The organism is Microbacterium pullorum, assembly GCF_014836535.1.
GTDB classification, from domain to species: Bacteria; Actinomycetota; Actinomycetes; order Actinomycetales; family Microbacteriaceae; genus Microbacterium; species Microbacterium pullorum.
This window is the reverse complement of sequence record NZ_JACSQP010000005.1, coordinates 1-17,227: the sequence shown is the minus strand read 5'-3', so window position 1 is coordinate 17,227 and position 17,227 is coordinate 1. Positions and strand designations below refer to the sequence as shown.

Below are 17,227 nucleotides of genomic sequence, written 5' to 3'. Positions count from 1 at the left end.
GGCGGGGTGCGCGCAGCGCGAGAGCCGACGCGCCGCGGATCAGGCGTCGATGCGTTCGCGACCGAGCCGGTCGCTGGATTCCACGATGAACTCGCGGCGCGGTGCGACATCGCTGCCCATGAGCAGCTCGAACATCGCGTTCGCGGCATCCGCATCCTGCAGGCGCACGCGACGAAGGGTGCGTCCGGCGCGGTCCATCGTCGTCGTCGCGAGCTGATCGGCATCCATCTCGCCGAGGCCCTTGTACCGCTGGATCGGCTCCTGCCAGCGCTTGCCGGCCTTGGTGAGCTTGGCCAGCAGGGCGTGGAGCTCCGCCTCGCTGTAGGTGTAGATCGTCTCGTTGGGCTTCGAGCCCGGGTTCATGACGATCACACGGTGCAGCGGGGGCACCGCGGCGTACACGTGGCCCTCTTCGATGAGCGGACGCATGTAGCGGAAGAACAGCGTCAGCAGCAGGGTGCGGATGTGTGCGCCGTCGACGTCGGCGTCGCTCATCAGGATGATCTTGCCGTAGCGGGCTGCGCTGAGATCGAACGAGCGCCCGGAGCCGGCGCCGATGACCTGGATGATCGCGGCGCACTCGGCGTTGGAGAGCATGTCGCTCATCGACGCCTTCTGAACGTTGAGGATCTTGCCGCGGATGGGCAGCAGCGCCTGGTACTCGCTGTTGCGGGCGAGCTTGGCCGTACCCAGCGCTGAGTCGCCCTCGACGATGAACAGCTCCGACTGCGAGACGTCGTTGGTGCGGCAGTCGGCGAGTTTGGCCGGCAGCGACGAGGATTCCAGGGCGTTCTTGCGACGCTGGGTCTCTTTGTGGGTGCGCGCGGAGATGCGCGCCTTCATCTCGGAGACGACCTTGTCCAGCAGCAGGGCGGTCTGCGACTTGTCGTCCCGCTTGGTCGACGTGAACCGTGCGTTCAGTTCCCGCTGCACGACGTTCGCGACGATCTGGCGCACGGCGGGCGTGCCGAGCACTTCCTTCGTCTGTCCTTCGAACTGGGGCTCGGGAAGGCTCACTGTGAGCACCGTCGTGAGCCCGGCGAGGATGTCGTCCTTCTCGATCTTGTCGTTGCCGACCTTGAGGCGGCGCGCGTTCTGCTCGACCTGGGCACGTACGACCTTCATGAGCCCCTGCTCGAAACCCTGCTGGTGCGTGCCGCCCTTGGGGGTCGCGATGATGTTCGCGAACGAGCGGGTCACCGTCTCGTAGCCGGTCCCCCAGCGCAGGGCGATGTCCACGCCGCATTCGCGTTCGACCTCGGTGGGCACCATCGCACCGGTCGGCTGCAGCACGGGCACCGTCTCGGTGAAGGTGCCGGTGCCGGTGATCCGCCACGTATCGGTGATGGCGGAGTCGGGGGCGAGGAAGTCGGCGAACTCCGAGATGCCGCCGTCGAAGCGGTAGCTCGTCTCGATGGGCTCCTCGCCGCGGGCGGCGCCACGCTCGTCGCGGATGACGATCTCCAGCCCCGGCACGAGGAATGCCGTCTGGCGGGCGCGCTGCACCAGCTCGTCCAGACTGAAAGTGGCATCCTTCGTGAAGACCTGGCGGTCCGCCCAGTACCGGATGCGTGTGCCGGTGACGCCCTTGGCCACCTTGCCGATCGCGCGCAGTTCGCTGGCGCGCTCGAACGGGGTGAAGGGGGCGTCGGGGCTGGGGCCCGCGAAGACGCCCGGCTCGCCGCGGTGGAACGACATCGCCCAGGTCTTGCCCCCGCGGTCGACCTCGACGTCGAGCCGCTCCGACAGGGCATTGACGACGGAGGCGCCGACACCGTGGAGACCCCCGGAGGCGGCGTACGAGCCGCCGCCGAACTTGCCGCCGGCGTGGAGCTTGGTGAACACGACCTCCACGCCCGACAGCCCCGTGCGTGGTTCGATGTCGACCGGGATGCCACGGGCGCGGTCGCGCACTTCGACGCTGCCGTCGCTGTGGAGGAGGATGTCGATGCGGTTGCCGTGCCCGCCGAGCGCCTCATCGACGGAGTTGTCGATGATCTCCCACAGGCAGTGCATGAGCCCGCGCGAATCGGTCGAGCCGATGTACATGCCGGGGCGCTTGCGGACGGCCTCGAGACCCTCCAGGACCTGGAGATGGTGGGCTGAATACTCGGACGTCACAATCCTCAAGCGTATCCGGGGCCGCCGACACCCAGGTCCTCGACACACACCCGGTAACCAGAACGACACGCCCGGGTGCGGTCGGAGCGTACGCGGTGAGCGAAATGTGACCGGATCGCGGCATTCACGCAACATCCGCATGGTTGTATGTGATGAACCTGGAACGAGCAGCGAGACATCCGAGGAGGCACCGAGATGAGCATGACATCCACCGCGACCGAACAGACCGCCGTCCTCGACTACCGCCTGACCGCGGCCGACCGGTGCGATTCCTGCGGCGCGCAGGCGTACATCGCCGCCGAGGTCAACGGCAGCGAGCTTCTGTTCTGCGCCCACCACGGACGCAAGTACGAAGAGAAGCTTCGGGCGGTCGCCACCAGCTGGCACGACGAGACCGCACGTCTGATCGAGTCCCTCTGACCTTCGGCCGACAGGCCGCACCCGGTGCCCCGCCTAAACTGGCGGGGCACCTTTTTTTCGTCCGGGGAGGACATCCATGGCCTCGCGTGGCCTCGCACTCCAACATCGCCTGCGCGTGCTGATGCAGCGCGCCCGCCGCATCGACGTGTCGTCGGTGACCGACCGAGCGCGGTTCACCGCCCGTGTCCACGGCAAGAGCTACCCCGTCGTGCTGGCCGACATGCTGTGGTCCGCCGCTCGACACCGTGTGGGGTTCAACGACTACCTGGAGTTCGACTTCGCCATCCTCACGCGCGCGGAGCGCGCGACATGGGTGACGAGCCCTCTCGCACTGGAGCTGTCCAACCGCTACGACGACCCGGCGTACGTGCACAGGTTCCACCACAAGATCGACTTCAACCGCGACTTCGACCGCTTCCTCGGGCGGGAGTGGCTGGAGCTGGTCCCCGGCAATGCCGCCGCCCTCGAGGACTTCGCCTCCCGGCATCCCGTGCTCATCGCCAAGGTCCCCGTCAGCAAGTCGGGGCTGGGCGTGCGGCGCTACTTCGCGTCGGACGTGACTGACTGGGAGGCGTTCCACGCCGACCTCATATCGCGGGGCGAAGTGCTCATCGAGGAGAAGATCGAGCAGCACCCCGATGTCGCCGCCACCTGTCCCGGCACCGTCAACACCACGCGTGTGACCACGTTCGTCAAGGACGACGGAACGGTGGCGATCATCAACATGGCCCAGAAGTTCGGGCGCGGTGAGGTGAGCGACCAGGGATCGTTCGGTGGCTTCTACACCGTGCTCGACGAGGACGGCCACGCCCTCGGCAAGGGCTACGACATCCACGGGCACCTGTTCGAGACGCACCCGGAGACCGGATACCGCATCGCCGACTTCCAGCTGCCGCTGATGGACCAGGTGCGCGAGCTCATCACCGAGGTCGCCCTCGTCGTTCCGCAGGTGCGCTACGTCGGCTGGGACATCGTCGTCGGCCCCGACGGTCCCGTGCTGGTCGAGGGCAACTGGGGGGCCGGTGTGTTCGAGAACAAGCCCACCGCCACCGGCATCCGTCACGGCCACCTGCCGCGCTACCGCGCCGCGATGGGCTTCTGACCCACCGCTCCCCCGCCCCGCGCCCGCGCGCGCACCGCGCCCGCGCGCGCCGGGAACCGTGCCGCGTCGCCTGCTTCCTGCGCCGAGAAACCACTTCTCGGTCGAGACACCACGCGGTGCGTGGTGTGTCAGCCGAGAAGTGGTTTCTCGCAGGCGCGAACGCCCGGACCCGGACCGATGGATGCCGGCGGCGGTCACAGTGCCCGCGGCATCCGCGCGCCCGCGGCATCCATTTCCCTGACACAGGAGAACTCACCGGAACAGGACATTCGCGGCCGTAAACGTCCTGTTCCGGGGATAGCGCCTGTCCCCGGACTCCGCGCGGACGGATGCCACCGCCCCGGCGGCATCCGTCCCGTCGCCGTCCCCGTCCCCGTCGACGGCGCCGAGAAACCATTTCCCGGTTGAGACACCGCGCGGTGCGTGGTGTGCCACCCGGAGAGTGGTTTCTCGGGCGGGCGCCGGCGCGGGCGCGCGCCCGGGAACGACGCAGCGCCCCGGGACACGAGGTTCCGAGGCGCTGCGAGGGGCGGATGTCAGACGGCGCGGACGATGCCGAGCGGAGTGGACTGGTGTCCCTGGCCCAGCGGGTTGTCGCGGAGGATGCGCACGAGGCGCGCCTCACCGGCCTTGTCCATCGTCGAACCCAGGATGTTGCCGCCGATGTCGTTGATGTCGACGACCGCGACGTCGGCGGTGCCGCCGAGCATGGCCTTCAGGTGCGCGGCGACCTCGCGGGGTCGCTCCGGCCCGAGCACGACGGCCTTGTTGAACGGCGGGATGGTGCCGCTGGTGGGGCCGTCGATGGCGCGCGCCTTGTCGCCGGCGATGCGGTAGAAGTCACCCTTGCGCCCGAACGCCTTGGTGACGGCGGCGACGCCGGCGGCGAAGAGGATGCGGGGCGTGCCGCACTCGCGCAGCGCCATCTCCATCGTCTCGGGCATGCCGAGGCCGATGCCGTACGACGTCTTGGTGACGTACTTCGAGAGGAACGTCGCGAGCTTGCGCGGCTTCACCGAGTCGATGGGGTACGACCGGCCCTGCGTGATCGCGACGATCTTCTCCGTCACGAACAGCAGGTCGCCGGGGCGCACCACATCGGTCGCGTACTCACGGATGAACGCGTCGAGATCATCGCCGGGCAGCACGACCCGCGTGCGGATCGGGATGCGCTCGAAGGTCGTGCCCTCCACCGTGACGGTGAGGGCCTTGCCGTCGTTGGGCACGGCGGACATGGGTGCGTCGCCCATCACTCGAGGTAGTCCCGCAGCGACTGCGAACGCGACGGATGCCGCAGCTTCGCCATCGTCTTCGACTCGATCTGACGGATGCGCTCGCGGGTGACCCCGAAGGTGTCGCCGATCTGGTCGAGAGTCTTCGGCTGGCCGTCGCCGAGGCCGAAGCGCATGCGGATCACGCCCGCCTCGCGCTCCGAGAGCGAGTCCAGCAGCGACTCGAGCTGACGCTGCAGCATGGTGAAGCCCACGGCGTCGGCCGGGACCACCGCCTCGGTGTCCTCGATCAGGTCACCGAACTCGCTGTCGCCGTCCTCGCCGAGCGGGGTGTGCAGCGAAATCGGCTCGCGGCCGTACTTCTGCACCTCGATGACCTTCTCGGGGGTCATGTCGAGTTCGCGGCTGAGCTCTTCGGGCGTGGGCTCACGGCCCAGGTCCTGCAGCATCTGCCGCTGCACGCGGGCGAGCTTGTTGATGACCTCGACCATGTGCACCGGGATGCGGATGGTGCGGGCCTGGTCTGCCATGGCGCGGGTGATCGCCTGGCGGATCCACCACGTGGCGTACGTGGAGAACTTGAAGCCCTTGGTGTAGTCGAACTTCTCGACCGCGCGGATGAGACCGAGGTTGCCCTCCTGGATGAGGTCCAGGAACTGCATGCCGCGGCCGGTGTAGCGCTTGGCGAGCGAGACGACCAGACGCAGGTTCGCGCCGAGCAGGTGGCTCTTGGCGCGCTGTCCGTCGCGGGCGACCCACTGCAGGTCCAGGCCCAGCTGCGACGACTTCTCGGCCGCCGACATGTGCGACAGCTTCTCTTCGGCGAACAGTCCCGCCTCGATGCGCATCGCCAGCTCGACCTCTTCGGCCGCGTTCAGCAGCGGCACCTTGCCGATCTGCTTGAGGTAGTCCTTGACGGGGTCGGCGGTCGCGCCGGTGATCTGCGTCGAATAGACGGGGACGTCGTCCTCGTCGCTGGAGGAGATGACGATGGCGCCGGTGGGAAGGGGCTCGGTGAACTTCGGCTTCTTCTCGTCGTCGTCGTCTTCGTCATCGTCGGATGCCGAGTCGTCGCCTGCCTTCGCCTTGGTGCGCGAGGGCTTCTTCTCGTCGTCATCCTCAGCCGCATCGGCTTCGAGGTCGACCTCTTCGAGTTCTTCTTCTGCCTCGTCCGCGACCTTGGCCTTGGTGGACTTCTTGGCGGGAGCCTTCGCGGCCGGCTTCTTGGCGGCGGCGCGCTTGGCGGGGGCCTTCTTCGCCGGAGACGTCGTCGTCTCGTCGGAATCAGCCTCGGTCTCGGCGGCTGCGGTTGCAGCGGTCGCGCGGGATCGCGTGGTGGTCTTCGTGCCTGACGTCACGGTTCGCCTTTCACCGACGGACAATCGCCGGTTGGTTCTCGGACACTAGTAAGACCCTTGTCAAGTCCGTCGTGTCTCCGCGGGTGGAGCCACGACCGGTCGACAACGGGTCAGGTTCTACATTGTCTCATACGTTCTCTGCGCACCCGAACGGGCCACGCCCATGAAACAACGCGTCGCGCGTGCCGATCATTCCCGGATTCAGCCGAGTCCGCCGCCCCGTTTGTCGTCCTCACCGCGGGGGCGGCTCGCCAGGAACCGCTCGAGTTCGGCGGCGAGTTCGTCGGCGCTGGGCAGATCGCCGGTGTGGATGATCGGCTGCCCGAGGTTGGAGCCGGCCATATAGGAGTCGTACCGCTCCTCGAGGCCCTGCAGCATGCGGGTGAGTTCGTCACTCGCGGCGACCTGCTCGGTGACCTTCTCGACGAACTCGCGGTTCTCCTCGCGCAGCTCATCGCCGTCGAAGACGAGTCCGGTGGCGACGGTGAGACTGTCCAAGGCCGCGAGGGCCGCGGCGGGGTACTCGGTGTCGGCGAGGTAGTGCGGCACGAGCAGCACGAACCCGGACACGCGGGCACCCGACTCGGCGAAGCGATACTCCAGCAGGTGCCCGATCGTCGCAGGGACCTGTGTGTGCGGCTGCCACACCGAGTGCGCCTCGGTCAGGTCGCTCCGCGTGCCGCTGACGGTGGTGCCGATGGGTCGTGTGTGCGGCACCGGCATGGGGATCGAGTGCACCCAGGTGACGGTGGACACGTCGAGGCCTTCTGCCAGCCCCAGCACCGTCTCGGCGAACGCCTCCCACGCGAAGTCGGGTTCGTACCCCGACAGCAGCACGAACGGCTGGCCGACGGCATCGTGGGCGAGCGAGAGCTCCAGCCGCTGCGGTCGGTAGTCGGTGAGGTGGTCGGCCTGGAAGGCGACGATGGGGCGACGCGCCCGATAGTCCAGCAGCGCGTCGTTGGAGAACGAGATGACCGGAGCCGGCTCGAGGTCGTCGCGGAAGTGGTCGATCACCTGCGCGACCGCGCCGCCGGCATCGGTGAAGCCGGTCAGGGCGATGACCAGGGGCAAACCGGCGGGCACGGGAGGTGCCGACGCGATGCGCTCGTAGAGGGGTCCGGCGAAGGGCATGCCTCAACTTTACGAGGGCGACCGCACCCCTCGGCCGTCGCGCCTCCCGCTGACAGCGAACACAGCGAACCTAGGATGGAGGCATGCCGTTCCCCGAGCTCGCGCACAGTTCCCTTCCGCTCACCGACGCCGAGGCAGATGCCCTCGTCCTCGCTCTTCCGCCGCTGGACGCCGCGGCCGGAGCACTCGACGCCTGGCCGGGCCTCGAATCCGCGCTCACCGCCCTCGCCTTCACCGGCGCCCCGGGCACGCAGCAGCGGGTCTTCCTCCCCGACCTCTCCCCCGTGCCGCTGATCGTCGTCGGCACCGGCGCCGACCCGGATGCCGCGGCGGTGCGCGACGCGGTCGGCGCGGTCGTCCGCACCGCCACCGGCTTCGACACGCTCGCCGTCGCCGCGCCGCTGGCGGCACCCGACGCGTGGCGCGCCGCCGCGGAAGGCGCCGTGCTCGGCGGCTACCGTTTCGACGGCTACAAGAGCGACCCGGGCAAGGCCCGCGCCGCGCGCGTCGTGGTGCACACCGACGCGGAGGTGACCGACGCGGACATCGCCGCGGTGACCGCCGTCGGCGACGCCGCCGCGCTGGTCAAGGACCTCGTGAACACCCCGGCCGAGTGGCAGTCGCCCGCGGAGCTGGCCCAGAGCGCCGTGGCATCCGTCGCCGAGCTCCCCGTCACCGTCACGGTGCTCGACGAACAGCAGCTGGCGGAACAGGGCTACGGCGGCATCCTGGGTGTCGGCCAGGGCTCGGCGCGCCCGCCGCGGGTCGTGCGGCTGGACTACATCCCCGCCGACGCCGAGCGCCACGTCGCGCTCGTCGGCAAGGGCATCACCTTCGACAGCGGCGGGCTCTCGCTCAAGCCCGCGACCAGCATGGTCGGCATGAAGTACGACATGTGCGGCGCTGCGGTCGTGCTGGCGGTCGTGCGGGCCGCTGCGGCGCTGGCGTTGCCGGTGCGGGTGTCGGCGTGGCTGTGCATCGCGGACAACATGCCGTCGGGGCAGGCGACCCGCCCCGGCGACGTGCTGCGCATGCTCGACGGCACCACCGTCGAGGTGCTCAACACCGACGCCGAGGGGCGTCTGGTTATGGCCGACGGCCTGGTCGCTGCGAGCCGCGAACGGCCCGACGTGATCGTCGACGTCGCCACGCTCACCGGTGCCGTCATCGTCGCGCTCGGCACGCGCCACACCGGTGTCATGGGTGAGGATGCCGCCGTCAAGGCGTTCCTCGACGCGGCCGACCGTGCCGGCGAGGAGGCCTGGCCGCTGCCGCTGCCGGCGCACATGGAGCCGGAACTCGACTCCCCCATCGCCGACATGCAGAACTCCAAGATCGGCGATCCCGCCGGTGGCACGATGTTCGCCGCGCTCTTCCTGCAGCGCTTCATCGGGCGGGTCTCGGACGAGCCCGACGCCGAGCGCATCCCGTGGGTGCACCTGGACATCGCCGGCTCCGGCTGGAACAAGGGCTCCGCGTTCGGGGCGACAGACAAGGGCCCGACGGCTGCGACCGTGCGCAGCCTCATCGAGTTCGTCGCGGCGGGGGGTCGCTGATGGCCGACCACGTCGCCGACGTCGTGATCCTCGGCGGCGGCAGCGGCGGGTACGCCGCGGCACTGCGGGCCGCGGAACTGGGCAAGAGTGTCGTCCTCATCGAGAAGGACAAGCTCGGCGGCACGTGCCTGCACCGCGGGTGCGTGCCGACCAAGGCCCTGCTGCACTCCGGCGAGGTGGCCGATTCGGCGCGACACGCCGAGACGGTCGGCGTACGCGCCACCTTCGACGGGGTCGACATCGACGCGGTGCGCGCGTACCGCGAGACCATCGTCGCCAAGAAGTTCAAGGGCCTGCAGGGCCTCGTCGCCGCGCGCGGGATCACCGTCGTCTCGGGCAGCGGCAGCCTCACCGCCGACCGCGCCGTGCAGGTCGGTGACGACCTCTACCGCGGCGATGATGTGATCCTCGCGACCGGGTCCTACAGCCGCACCCTGCCGGGGCTGGAGGTCGGCGGCCGCATCCTCACCAGCGAGCAGGCGCTCGAGCTCGGGGAGATCCCGAAGCACGTCGCGATCCTCGGTGGGGGCGTGATCGGCGTGGAGTTCGCGAGCGTCTGGCGCTCGTTCGGCTCCGACGTGACGATCGTCGAAGCACTCGATCACCTCGTGCCCACAGAGGACATCGCCCTCAGTAAGGCGCTCGAGCGCGCGTTCCGCAAGCGCGGCATCATCTCTCGACTGGGCGTGCGGTTCGCGGGCGCGGTGCAGACCGAGGACGCCGTCACCATCAGCCTCGAGGACGGCACCGAGCTGCACGCGGACTACCTGCTCGTGGCGGTCGGACGCGGTCCCGTCACCGACTCCCTCGGACTCGAGGATGCCGGTGTCGCCCTCGACCGCGGCTTCGTGGTCGTCGACGCCGAACTGCGCACCGCCGCGCCCGGGGTGTGGGCGGTCGGCGACATCGTGCCGGGTCTGCAGCTGGCCCACCGCAGCTTCCAGCAGGGCATCGCGGTGGCCGAGCGCATCGCCGGGCTCACGCCCCCCGTCGTCCCCGACACGCAGGTGCCGCGCGTGACCTACAGCAGCCCCGAAGTGGCATCCGTCGGTCTCACCGAGGCCGCGGCGCGTGCCGCCCACGGCGATGCCGTCGTGACGCACGAGTACAACCTGGCCGGCAACGCCCGCAGCGAGATCCTGGGCACCGCCGGCATCGTCAAGGTCGTCCGTCTCGCGGACGGCCCGATCATCGGCGTGCACCTGGCGGGCGACCGTGTCGGCGAGCTCATCACCGAGGGCCAGCTGGCCGTCGGCTGGGAGGCTCACCCCGAAGACATCGCCCCCTTCGTGCACGCCCACCCCACCCAGAGCGAAGCGCTCGGCGAGGCGTTCCTCGCTCTCGCCGGCAAGCCGCTTCACTCGCTCTGACATCGCCGCCCTCCGGGGCAACTAAGCTTGATGGGAATTCGCCATCAGAAGGAGACAAAGCTCATGAGCACTTCCGTGGTCCTCCCCGCGCTCGGCGAGAGCGTCACCGAGGGAACGGTCACCCGCTGGCTCAAGCAAGTCGGGGACACGGTAGAGGCGGACGAGGGTCTGCTGGAAATCTCCACCGACAAGGTCGACACCGAGATCCCCTCCCCCGTGAGCGGTGTGATCGAGGAGATCCTCGTCCAGGAGGACGAGGTCGTCGAGGTCGGCGCGGTGCTCGCGAAGATCGGTGACGGTTCCGCTGCTGCGGCTCCCGCAGCCGACGCCCCCGCGGCCGAGACGCCTGCCCAGACCGAGGCACCCGCGGCCGAAGCGGATCCCGCCGAGGCTCCGGCCCCCGCGGCCGAGCCCGCCGCCGCCCCTGCTGCCGCGCCCGCCGCCGACGCCGGTTCCAGCGATGCCAAGGAGGTGCGCCTGCCCGAACTGGGTGAGAGCGTCACCGAGGGCACCGTCACCCGCTGGCTCAAGGAGGTCGGCGACGACGTGGAGGTCGACGAGCCGCTGCTGGAGATCTCCACCGACAAGGTCGACACCGAGATCCCCGCCCCGTTCGCGGGCAAGCTCGTGGAGATCCTGGTCAAGGAGGACGAGACCGTCGAGGTCGGCGCACCCCTGGCCCGTATCGGCTCTGGTGCCCCCGCTGAGGCGCCCGCTGCCGCTGAGGCGCCCGCTGCTCCTGCTCCCGCGGCGGAGGCTCCTGCTCCGGCTGCTCCGGCTCCCGCTGCGGAGGCTCCTGCTCCCGCCGCACCGGCTCCCGCTGCGGAGGCTCCTGCTCCCGCCGCACCGGCCGAGGCTCCCGCGGCTGCTGCCCCCAACACCGGATCGCTGTCGCTCGCAGCGGACGACGACTCGCTGACCTACGTCACCCCGCTCGTGCGTCGCCTGGCGCAGCAGCAGGGTGTCGACCTCACCAAGGTCAAGGGCTCCGGCGTGGGTGGTCGTATCCGCAAGGAGGACGTCCTCGCCGCCGCTGCCGGTCCCGCTCCCGCGGCCGAGGCACCTGCCGCCGCTCCCGAGGCTCCGGCCCTGGAGACCTCGCCGCTGCGCGGCACGACCCAGCCGATGTCGCGTCTGCGCAAGGTGCTCGCTGAGCGTGCCGTCGCGTCGATGCAGCAGACCGCGCAGCTGACCACGGTCATCGAGGTGGACGTCACCAAGCTCGCCGCGTTCCGCGACAAGGTCAAGGGCACGTTCCAGGAGAAGACGGGCGACAAGCTGTCGTTCCTGCCGTTCTTCGCCCTCGCCGCCGCCGAGGCCCTCAAGGCGTTCCCGGTGATCAACTCCACGGTGGACGGTGACAAGATCGTCTACCCGCCGACCGAGAACCTCTCGATCGCGGTCGACACCGAGCGTGGTCTTCTCACCCCCGTGCTGCGCGACGCCGGCGACAAGAACCTCGCCCAGATCGCCCACGAGATCGCTGATCTCGCCGGGCGCACGCGCAACAACAAGCTCAAGCCCGACGAGCTGGCCGGCGGTACGTTCACGCTGACCAACACCGGTTCGCGCGGCGCGCTGTTCGACACCCCCGTGGTGTTCCTGCCGCAGACGGCGATCCTCGGTACCGGTGTCGTCGTCAAGCGTCCCGGCATCGTGTCGGTCGACGGAAAGGATGCCATCTCGGTGCGCTCCTACGTCTACCTCGCCCTGTCGTACGACCACCGCGTCGTCGACGGTGCGGACGCCGCCCGCTTCCTCGGTGCGGTGAAGTCGCGCCTCGAGGCGGCGGACTTCGAGGGTTCGCTCGGCATCTGATCCCACTCATGGCTGATCCGCGACGTCGTAGGCGTCGCGGATCAGCCATTTCTGTGCCGTCTGCACGATCACCAGCAGTCGGTCGGGTGCGGTCCCGGCGGTGACGGCCGCTACCCGCAGCACGGCGACCCCGCCGTAGTCCTCCACGAGGGTGATCTCCCGCTCGGGCGCCGCGAGGCCCAGTACCCCGTCCACAGACGGCCGACCCGGCGTCTCCCGCAGTGCGTCCCGGCAGGCCTCATCGGGGCAGGCGGCCGCCTGGGTCAGCAACTCATCCGCCAGCGTCGGCGCGTCGGTCGGCGCGTCGGCAGGCGGAGTCGCGGTCGGATCAGCCGCGGGCTGCCCGGCGGTCGGGGAACCGTCGGCGCCTTCGGTCGTGCTCTCTGTCGGTGCGGGTGCGGGTGCGGGGTCGGAGACGGCGGGGCCGGCCGTCGATGCGTCCGCCGTCGGCCACAGCAGGCCCGCTCCGATCACGAGCGCCGCGACCGTCGCGCCCGCCAGCAGCGGCGCACGTCCGAGGCGGCGCGAGCGGGGCGCGGCCGCTGCAGGCGAGGTAGGCCCGGGGCGGAGAGGGGCCGCCGCCGTGTGCTCCCGGCGGCGCGTGCGGCCCTCCGCCCGCCGGTCACGGCTCTCCGCCCGCCGCTCGCGGCGCGCGGCCCAGCGCTCCCGCAGATCGTCGCGCGCACCCATCACCCGCTCGGCGACGTCGGCATCGACGTGACGCGCGACCGCGGCGCGCAGGGCCGAGCGGGGTGGGGCGGGCTCGACACGCAGGGCCGTTGCCACCGACCGCGCGCGGGCCGGCGCGAGCGCGGTGGTCACGAGTGCGGCGGGTTCCGACACGGCGAACAGTGCGTCCTCCGCCGCCACCAGGTCGCCCCGCGGGTCGGCGATGGCGTCGGCTGCGGCGTTCAGTGCGTCGCGCATCGGGCCGGTGCTCCCCTCCTCGAGCAGGGTGAAGATGTCGAGCGCGGCATCCCGCACGCCGTCGCCCCCGCCGATCGCCAGCACGGGGCGACCGTCGTCGGTGAGCCACCACCTGCCGGCCGCCGCGTCCGCGGACTCGGCCGTGCCGCGCAGCAGGCTGACCGCCACGGTCACGCACTCCCCCGCCGACGGCGGCGTTCCCGCGGCGATGCGTTCGCGCAGCACCTCATCGAGTCGCCGCTGGCAGAGTGGGAAGACCGCTTCGTGCCCGGCCGCAGTGCGCACGATGTCCAGTGGCGTCAGCAGATGACCGTCCGCCGCGGCGCACCACAGCGTCGTCTCGGCCAGCAGCGCCGCGTCGACGTGCAGCGTCGTGCTGCCGTCGTCTTCGCGCACGATCGTGCCGGGCCAGGGAGCGCCTTCGGTGACGACGCGGATGACGCTTCCCTCTCCCCGCGGCGAGGGAACGCCGACTGCGCCTGCTGTGGTGAGGGCCATTCGACGAGTGTGCGCGGCGTCGCTGCGGCGCGGGGCGGTCGGCAGCGGCATCCGGGGATCGATCTGACCACGTCGCGACTGTGCAGGAGGCGGGGCGCGCTGAAAGGTAGGCTGGAGCCATGGCCGCACGCACTCCCGCACCAGAGAAACGCCCGGGCTTCTTCTCCCAGCTCAAGTCGCTCTTCGTCTTCACGAAGCAGGCGTACCCGTGGCTTGCCTGGGTGCTCATCGCGATCGTCGTCGTCGGCATCGCCGCCGGTGTCGGCATCGGCTTCCTGGTGCCGCCGGTCGCGGTGTGGAGCGTCATCCTGTGGGGGATCAGCGGCCTCATGGCCGGGTTCCTCGGTGCGATGATCACCATGACCCGCCTGTCCACGCGTGCGATGTACCGCAAGCTCGACGGCATGCCCGGCGCCGCCGGTCACATCCTGTCGACCGGGCTCGGCCGTAAGTGGCAGGCCACCGAGATGCCCGTGGGCGTCAACCCGAAGACTCAGGATGCGGTGTACCGTGTCATCGGCCGCGGCGGCGTCGTCATCGTCGGCGAGGGTTCGCGTGGACGCCTGACCCGCCTCATCGCCGACGAGCGCGGCAAGGTGCAGCGGGTGGCATCCGGAGTCCCCGTGACGGTGCTCTACGTCGGCCACGGTGAGGACGAGGTGCCCATCTCGAAGCTCGCGTCGACGATCAAGCATCTGCCGAACAAGATCGACCGCACCACGATGGCCGCCGTCGTCAAGCGCGTCGAGTCCGTCTCGAAGTCGGTCACGTCGCTGCCGATCCCCAAGGGCATCGATCCCACCAAGGTCCGCGCGCCGCGTCCCCGCTGACTCTGTGCGGTCGTCCCCGCCGTGTCAGGCGCGGACGAGTACGGTGCCTGCGACCTTGTCGTGCACGCCCCGCTGGTCGGCGTCCCAGATGACCGCCGGGATCACCAGCACGAGCAGGAGGGTGCGCACGATCGGCCGCCACAGCCCGGGCCACCCACCGGTGACGAGGTTCACCCGCATGCCGAGCACGCGGTGCCCCGGGCTGCCGCCGATCGTCGGGATGAACAGCACCTGCAGCACGGCGAAGACGACCATCGGCATGAACTGCGTGACCCCCGCCTCGCCGGGAAGGGCGAACTGGTCGAAGCCCAGGAACGCGGACGCGATGATGGTCGCGGCGGCGTAGTCGATGAACAGGGCGCCGATGCGACGGCCGGGGCGGGCGATGCTGCCCGATCCCTCGGCGGGAAAGCCGAGGCGTTCCCCCGGATAAGCGTTCTCTACAGGGGTCTCGGGCACCTCTCCAGCCTAACCGGCGCCGCGTAACACGCCCGAAACACGTCAGATACTGCCGGGCAACTCCCTCCGACTAAGTTCGTAAGTGCCCGTCCCGACGGGTCCCGACACAAGCCCCACCTTTGGAGAACGCATGTTCCGTGATTCATCCGAGGTGCTGAAGTTCATCCAGGACGAGGACGTCAAGTTCCTCGACATCCGTTTCACGGACCTCCCGGGTGTGCAGCAGCACTTCAACATCCCCGCCTCCACGGTCGACGAGGAGTTCTTCACCGTCGGCCAGCTGTTCGACGGATCATCGATCCGCGGCTTCGCGAACATCCACGAGTCTGACATGCAGCTGATCCCGGATGTGTCGACGGCCTACCTCGACCCGTTCCGCGAGGCGAAGACGCTCATCATGCTCTTCGACATCTACAACCCGCGCAACGGCGAGATCTACTCCAAGGACCCGCGCCAGGTCGCCAAGAAGGCGGAGAAGTACCTCGTCTCCACCGGCATCGCCGACACCGCGTTCTTCGCGCCGGAGGCCGAGTTCTACATCTTCGACGACGTGCGCTACGAGGTGAAGCAGAACTCGAGCTTCTACCACGTCGACTCCGAAGAAGGCGCATGGAACACGGGACGCGTCGAGGAGGGCGGCAACCTCGCCAACAAGACCCCCTTCAAGGGTGGCTACTTCCCGGTCAGCCCCGTCGACAAGCAGGCCGACCTGCGCGATGACATCTGCCTGCGCCTCATCGACGCGGGCCTGCACCTCGAGCGCTCGCACCACGAGGTGGGCACCGGCGGCCAGGCCGAGATCAACTACCGGTTCGACACGATGGTGCACGCGGCCGATGACATCCTGAAGTTCAAGTACATCGTCAAGAACACCGCCCTGGAGTGGGGCAAGGTCGCGACCTTCATGCCCAAGCCGCTCTTCGGAGACAACGGCTCGGGCATGCACACCCACCAGTCGCTGTGGCGCGACGGCAAGCCGCTGTTCTACGACGAGAAGGGCTACGCGCAGCTCTCCGACGTCGCACGCTGGTACATCGGCGGCATCCTCGCCCATGCCCCCGCTCTGCTGGCGTTCACCAACCCCACGCTCAACTCCTACAAGCGTCTGGTGAAGGGGTACGAGGCTCCGGTGAACCTCGTCTACTCGGCCGGCAACCGCTCGGCGGCCATCCGCATCCCGATCACGGGCTCCAACCCGAAGGCCAAGCGGGTGGAATTCCGTGCGCCGGACGCTTCGGGAAACCCCTACCTCGCCTTCGCCGCGCAGCTCATGGCCGGCATCGACGGCATCCAGAACCGCATCGAGCCGCACGAGCCGGTCGACAAGGACCTGTACGAGCTGCCGCCCGAGGAAGCCAAGAACATCCCGCAGGTTCCCAACTCGCTGCTGGACTCGCTCGAGGCGCTGCGCGCGGACCACGACTTCCTCACGCGCGGCAACGTGTTCACGCCTGAGCTCATCGAGACGTGGATCGAGTACAAGATCGAGAACGAGATCCGCCCGATCGCGGCCCGCCCGCACCCGTTCGAGTTCGAGCTGTACTTCGGAGTCTGATTCCGAGGGGTCTTAGGGACCGCACTCCCGGTTCCGAGGCCAGCAATTTACTGAGCCCCAGACAGCAGTTGCCGTCTGGGGCTCAGTCTATCTCTGGGCGTTTACGGACGGCTACGGGGAGTAAACGGACAGGTTCTCGGACAGTGCGGATGACCGCTTCCGCGCACGCGCAGCGACGGCAAGAGGCACAGGCGAGACGCGGCGGGCCCGCAGCGTGTGGTTGGCTGGTCGGATGGCCGCCGTGATCGCCCTATCTGACGACGACGAACCCTTCGACGAGGGCGAAGAAGAGGCGTCCGCCGACGAGGGCGACGTGCCGGCCGACGACACTTCGGGAGAGACCCCGCAGCACACGCGCATCCGTTTCACGATTCGTGGCGACGACGGCGAGCCGCTGGACCCGAAGGATCTGACCGCGTTCAAGGGGGCACTCCCCTCGGGTTCGCTGGGACGAATCTTCGACGACGACTTCATGCGTCTGTGACCAGCGGCCGCATCCAGTTCGCCGGCTCGCGCACCGCAGAGAACGAAGGTCGTGTCTGTGTGCCACGACGGTTCTCACACCGAGTTCTGGCCTGCGTTGGAACTGCTGCCGCAGTCGCTTCGCTGTTTCAGCGTGGGCCGGGTCGGTGATGGTGCTGCCGCGTGCCCAGACGCGGGCGTGGTCGGCAACGACCCGCCCATCGAGCCGGATACGAACCCGTTCGAGGTCGGCGGTGACGTCCACGATCCGGCCGATTGCGTGCGGGTCAACGGAGTAGTCGGATGCGTGTCAACGTCGCCTGAATTCTGACCCTTTTTCGTCGTTTGAATCTTGACCCCCCTTGGGTTGTTGTTATTGGTTTCC

The 17,227-nt window shown here is 69.3% G+C and carries 14 protein-coding genes and 1 pseudogene; 8 read left to right on the top strand and 7 right to left on the bottom strand.

The window, feature by feature from the left end; all coding sequences use genetic code 11:
• Positions 1-39 precede the first annotated feature (39 nt).
• Positions 40-2,124, bottom strand: coding sequence for a DNA gyrase/topoisomerase IV subunit B (locus H9651_RS09100; RefSeq protein WP_318244845.1), 2,085 nt, complete (start codon positions 2,122-2,124; stop codon positions 40-42).
• A gap of 192 nt (positions 2,125-2,316) precedes the next feature.
• Here H9651_RS09100 and H9651_RS09095 point away from each other — a divergent pair, with 192 nt between their 5' ends.
• Both H9651_RS09095 and H9651_RS09090 read left to right on the top strand, forming a co-directional pair.
• On the top strand, positions 2,317-2,541 hold the full coding sequence (locus H9651_RS09095) for a DUF7455 domain-containing protein (protein ID WP_191719001.1): 225 nt from the start codon (positions 2,317-2,319) through the stop codon (positions 2,539-2,541).
• A 76-nt stretch (positions 2,542-2,617) separates the two neighbouring features.
• Positions 2,618-3,643, top strand: coding sequence for a sugar-transfer associated ATP-grasp domain-containing protein (locus tag H9651_RS09090; RefSeq protein ID WP_191719000.1), 1,026 nt, complete (start codon positions 2,618-2,620; stop codon positions 3,641-3,643).
• Positions 3,644-4,179: 536 nt separating this feature from the next.
• Here the strand turns inward: H9651_RS09090 and H9651_RS09085 are convergent.
• The 3 genes from H9651_RS09085 to H9651_RS09075 form a co-directional block, all read right to left on the bottom strand.
• Positions 4,180-4,878: a coenzyme F420-0:L-glutamate ligase gene (locus H9651_RS09085; protein WP_191719294.1), complete on the bottom strand. Its 699-nt coding sequence runs from the start codon at positions 4,876-4,878 to the stop codon at positions 4,180-4,182.
• A gap of 14 nt (positions 4,879-4,892) precedes the next feature.
• Entirely contained in the window at positions 4,893-6,233 is a 1,341-nt protein-coding gene (locus tag H9651_RS09080; RefSeq protein ID WP_191718999.1) for an RNA polymerase sigma factor, read from the bottom strand.
• A gap of 201 nt (positions 6,234-6,434) precedes the next feature.
• The gene (locus tag H9651_RS09075; protein WP_191718998.1) at positions 6,435-7,367 is read right to left on the bottom strand and encodes a proteasome assembly chaperone family protein; all 933 of its coding nucleotides are present in this window, start codon (positions 7,365-7,367) and stop codon (positions 6,435-6,437) included.
• Positions 7,368-7,450: 83 nt separating this feature from the next.
• Here H9651_RS09075 and H9651_RS09070 point away from each other — a divergent pair, with 83 nt between their 5' ends.
• From H9651_RS09070 to sucB, 3 genes are all read left to right on the top strand, one after another.
• Positions 7,451-8,923, top strand: a complete 1,473-nt coding sequence (locus H9651_RS09070; RefSeq protein WP_191718997.1) for a leucyl aminopeptidase — start codon at positions 7,451-7,453, stop codon at positions 8,921-8,923.
• Entirely contained in the window at positions 8,923-10,293 is a 1,371-nt protein-coding gene (gene lpdA / locus H9651_RS09065; RefSeq protein WP_191718996.1) for a dihydrolipoyl dehydrogenase, read from the top strand. Before H9651_RS09070 ends, lpdA begins: the two co-directional genes overlap by 1 nt.
• Positions 10,294-10,356: 63 nt before the next feature.
• Complete coding sequence (gene sucB, locus H9651_RS09060; protein WP_191718995.1) at positions 10,357-12,111, top strand: 2-oxoglutarate dehydrogenase, E2 component, dihydrolipoamide succinyltransferase; 1,755 nt, start codon at positions 10,357-10,359, stop codon at positions 12,109-12,111.
• Positions 12,112-12,117: 6 nt separating this feature from the next.
• Here the strand turns inward: sucB and H9651_RS09055 are convergent, their stop codons facing one another.
• Complete coding sequence (locus H9651_RS09055; RefSeq protein ID WP_191718994.1) at positions 12,118-13,536, bottom strand: hypothetical protein; 1,419 nt, start codon at positions 13,534-13,536, stop codon at positions 12,118-12,120.
• A 119-nt stretch (positions 13,537-13,655) separates the two neighbouring features.
• Between H9651_RS09055 and H9651_RS09050 the strand changes: the two genes are divergently transcribed.
• Complete coding sequence (locus tag H9651_RS09050; RefSeq protein WP_191718993.1) at positions 13,656-14,366, top strand: DUF4191 domain-containing protein; 711 nt, start codon at positions 13,656-13,658, stop codon at positions 14,364-14,366.
• A gap of 24 nt (positions 14,367-14,390) precedes the next feature.
• Here the strand turns inward: H9651_RS09050 and H9651_RS09045 are convergent, their stop codons facing one another.
• Entirely contained in the window at positions 14,391-14,825 is a 435-nt protein-coding gene (locus H9651_RS09045; protein ID WP_191718992.1) for an RDD family protein, read from the bottom strand.
• 130 nt (positions 14,826-14,955) lie between these two features.
• Here H9651_RS09045 and glnA point away from each other — a divergent pair, with 130 nt between their 5' ends.
• A complete protein-coding gene (gene glnA, locus H9651_RS09040; protein WP_191718991.1) occupies positions 14,956-16,380 on the top strand; it encodes a type I glutamate--ammonia ligase in 1,425 nt (474 codons plus the stop codon).
• A 232-nt stretch (positions 16,381-16,612) separates the two neighbouring features.
• Complete coding sequence (locus tag H9651_RS09035) at positions 16,613-16,864, top strand: hypothetical protein (protein WP_191718990.1); 252 nt, start codon at positions 16,613-16,615, stop codon at positions 16,862-16,864.
• Between the two features lie 105 nt (positions 16,865-16,969).
• Here H9651_RS09035 and H9651_RS14760 read toward each other — a convergent pair.
• Positions 16,970-17,143: pseudogene (locus H9651_RS14760) on the bottom strand (Mu transposase domain-containing protein); the annotation flags it as partial.
• Positions 17,144-17,227 lie beyond the last annotated feature (84 nt).

Bases quoted from the DNA above. Each gene is read 5' to 3' on its own strand.
- H9651_RS09095 (WP_191719001.1), top strand. From the start codon at position 2,317: ATGAGCATGACATCCACCGCGACCGAACAGACCGCCGTCCTCGACTAC.
- H9651_RS09090 (WP_191719000.1), top strand. From the start codon at position 2,618: ATGGCCTCGCGTGGCCTCGCACTCCAACATCGCCTGCGCGTGCTGATG.
- H9651_RS09085 (WP_191719294.1), bottom strand. From the start codon at position 4,878: ATGTCCGCCGTGCCCAACGACGGCAAGGCCCTCACCGTCACGGTGGAG.
- H9651_RS09075 (WP_191718998.1), bottom strand. From the start codon at position 7,367: ATGCCCTTCGCCGGACCCCTCTACGAGCGCATCGCGTCGGCACCTCCC.
- H9651_RS09070 (WP_191718997.1), top strand. From the start codon at position 7,451: ATGCCGTTCCCCGAGCTCGCGCACAGTTCCCTTCCGCTCACCGACGCC.
- lpdA (WP_191718996.1), top strand. From the start codon at position 8,923: ATGGCCGACCACGTCGCCGACGTCGTGATCCTCGGCGGCGGCAGCGGC.
- sucB (WP_191718995.1), top strand. From the start codon at position 10,357: ATGAGCACTTCCGTGGTCCTCCCCGCGCTCGGCGAGAGCGTCACCGAG.
- H9651_RS09055 (WP_191718994.1), bottom strand. From the start codon at position 13,536: ATGGCCCTCACCACAGCAGGCGCAGTCGGCGTTCCCTCGCCGCGGGGA.
- H9651_RS09050 (WP_191718993.1), top strand. From the start codon at position 13,656: ATGGCCGCACGCACTCCCGCACCAGAGAAACGCCCGGGCTTCTTCTCC.
- glnA (WP_191718991.1), top strand. From the start codon at position 14,956: ATGTTCCGTGATTCATCCGAGGTGCTGAAGTTCATCCAGGACGAGGAC.
- H9651_RS09035 (WP_191718990.1), top strand. From the start codon at position 16,613: ATGGCCGCCGTGATCGCCCTATCTGACGACGACGAACCCTTCGACGAG.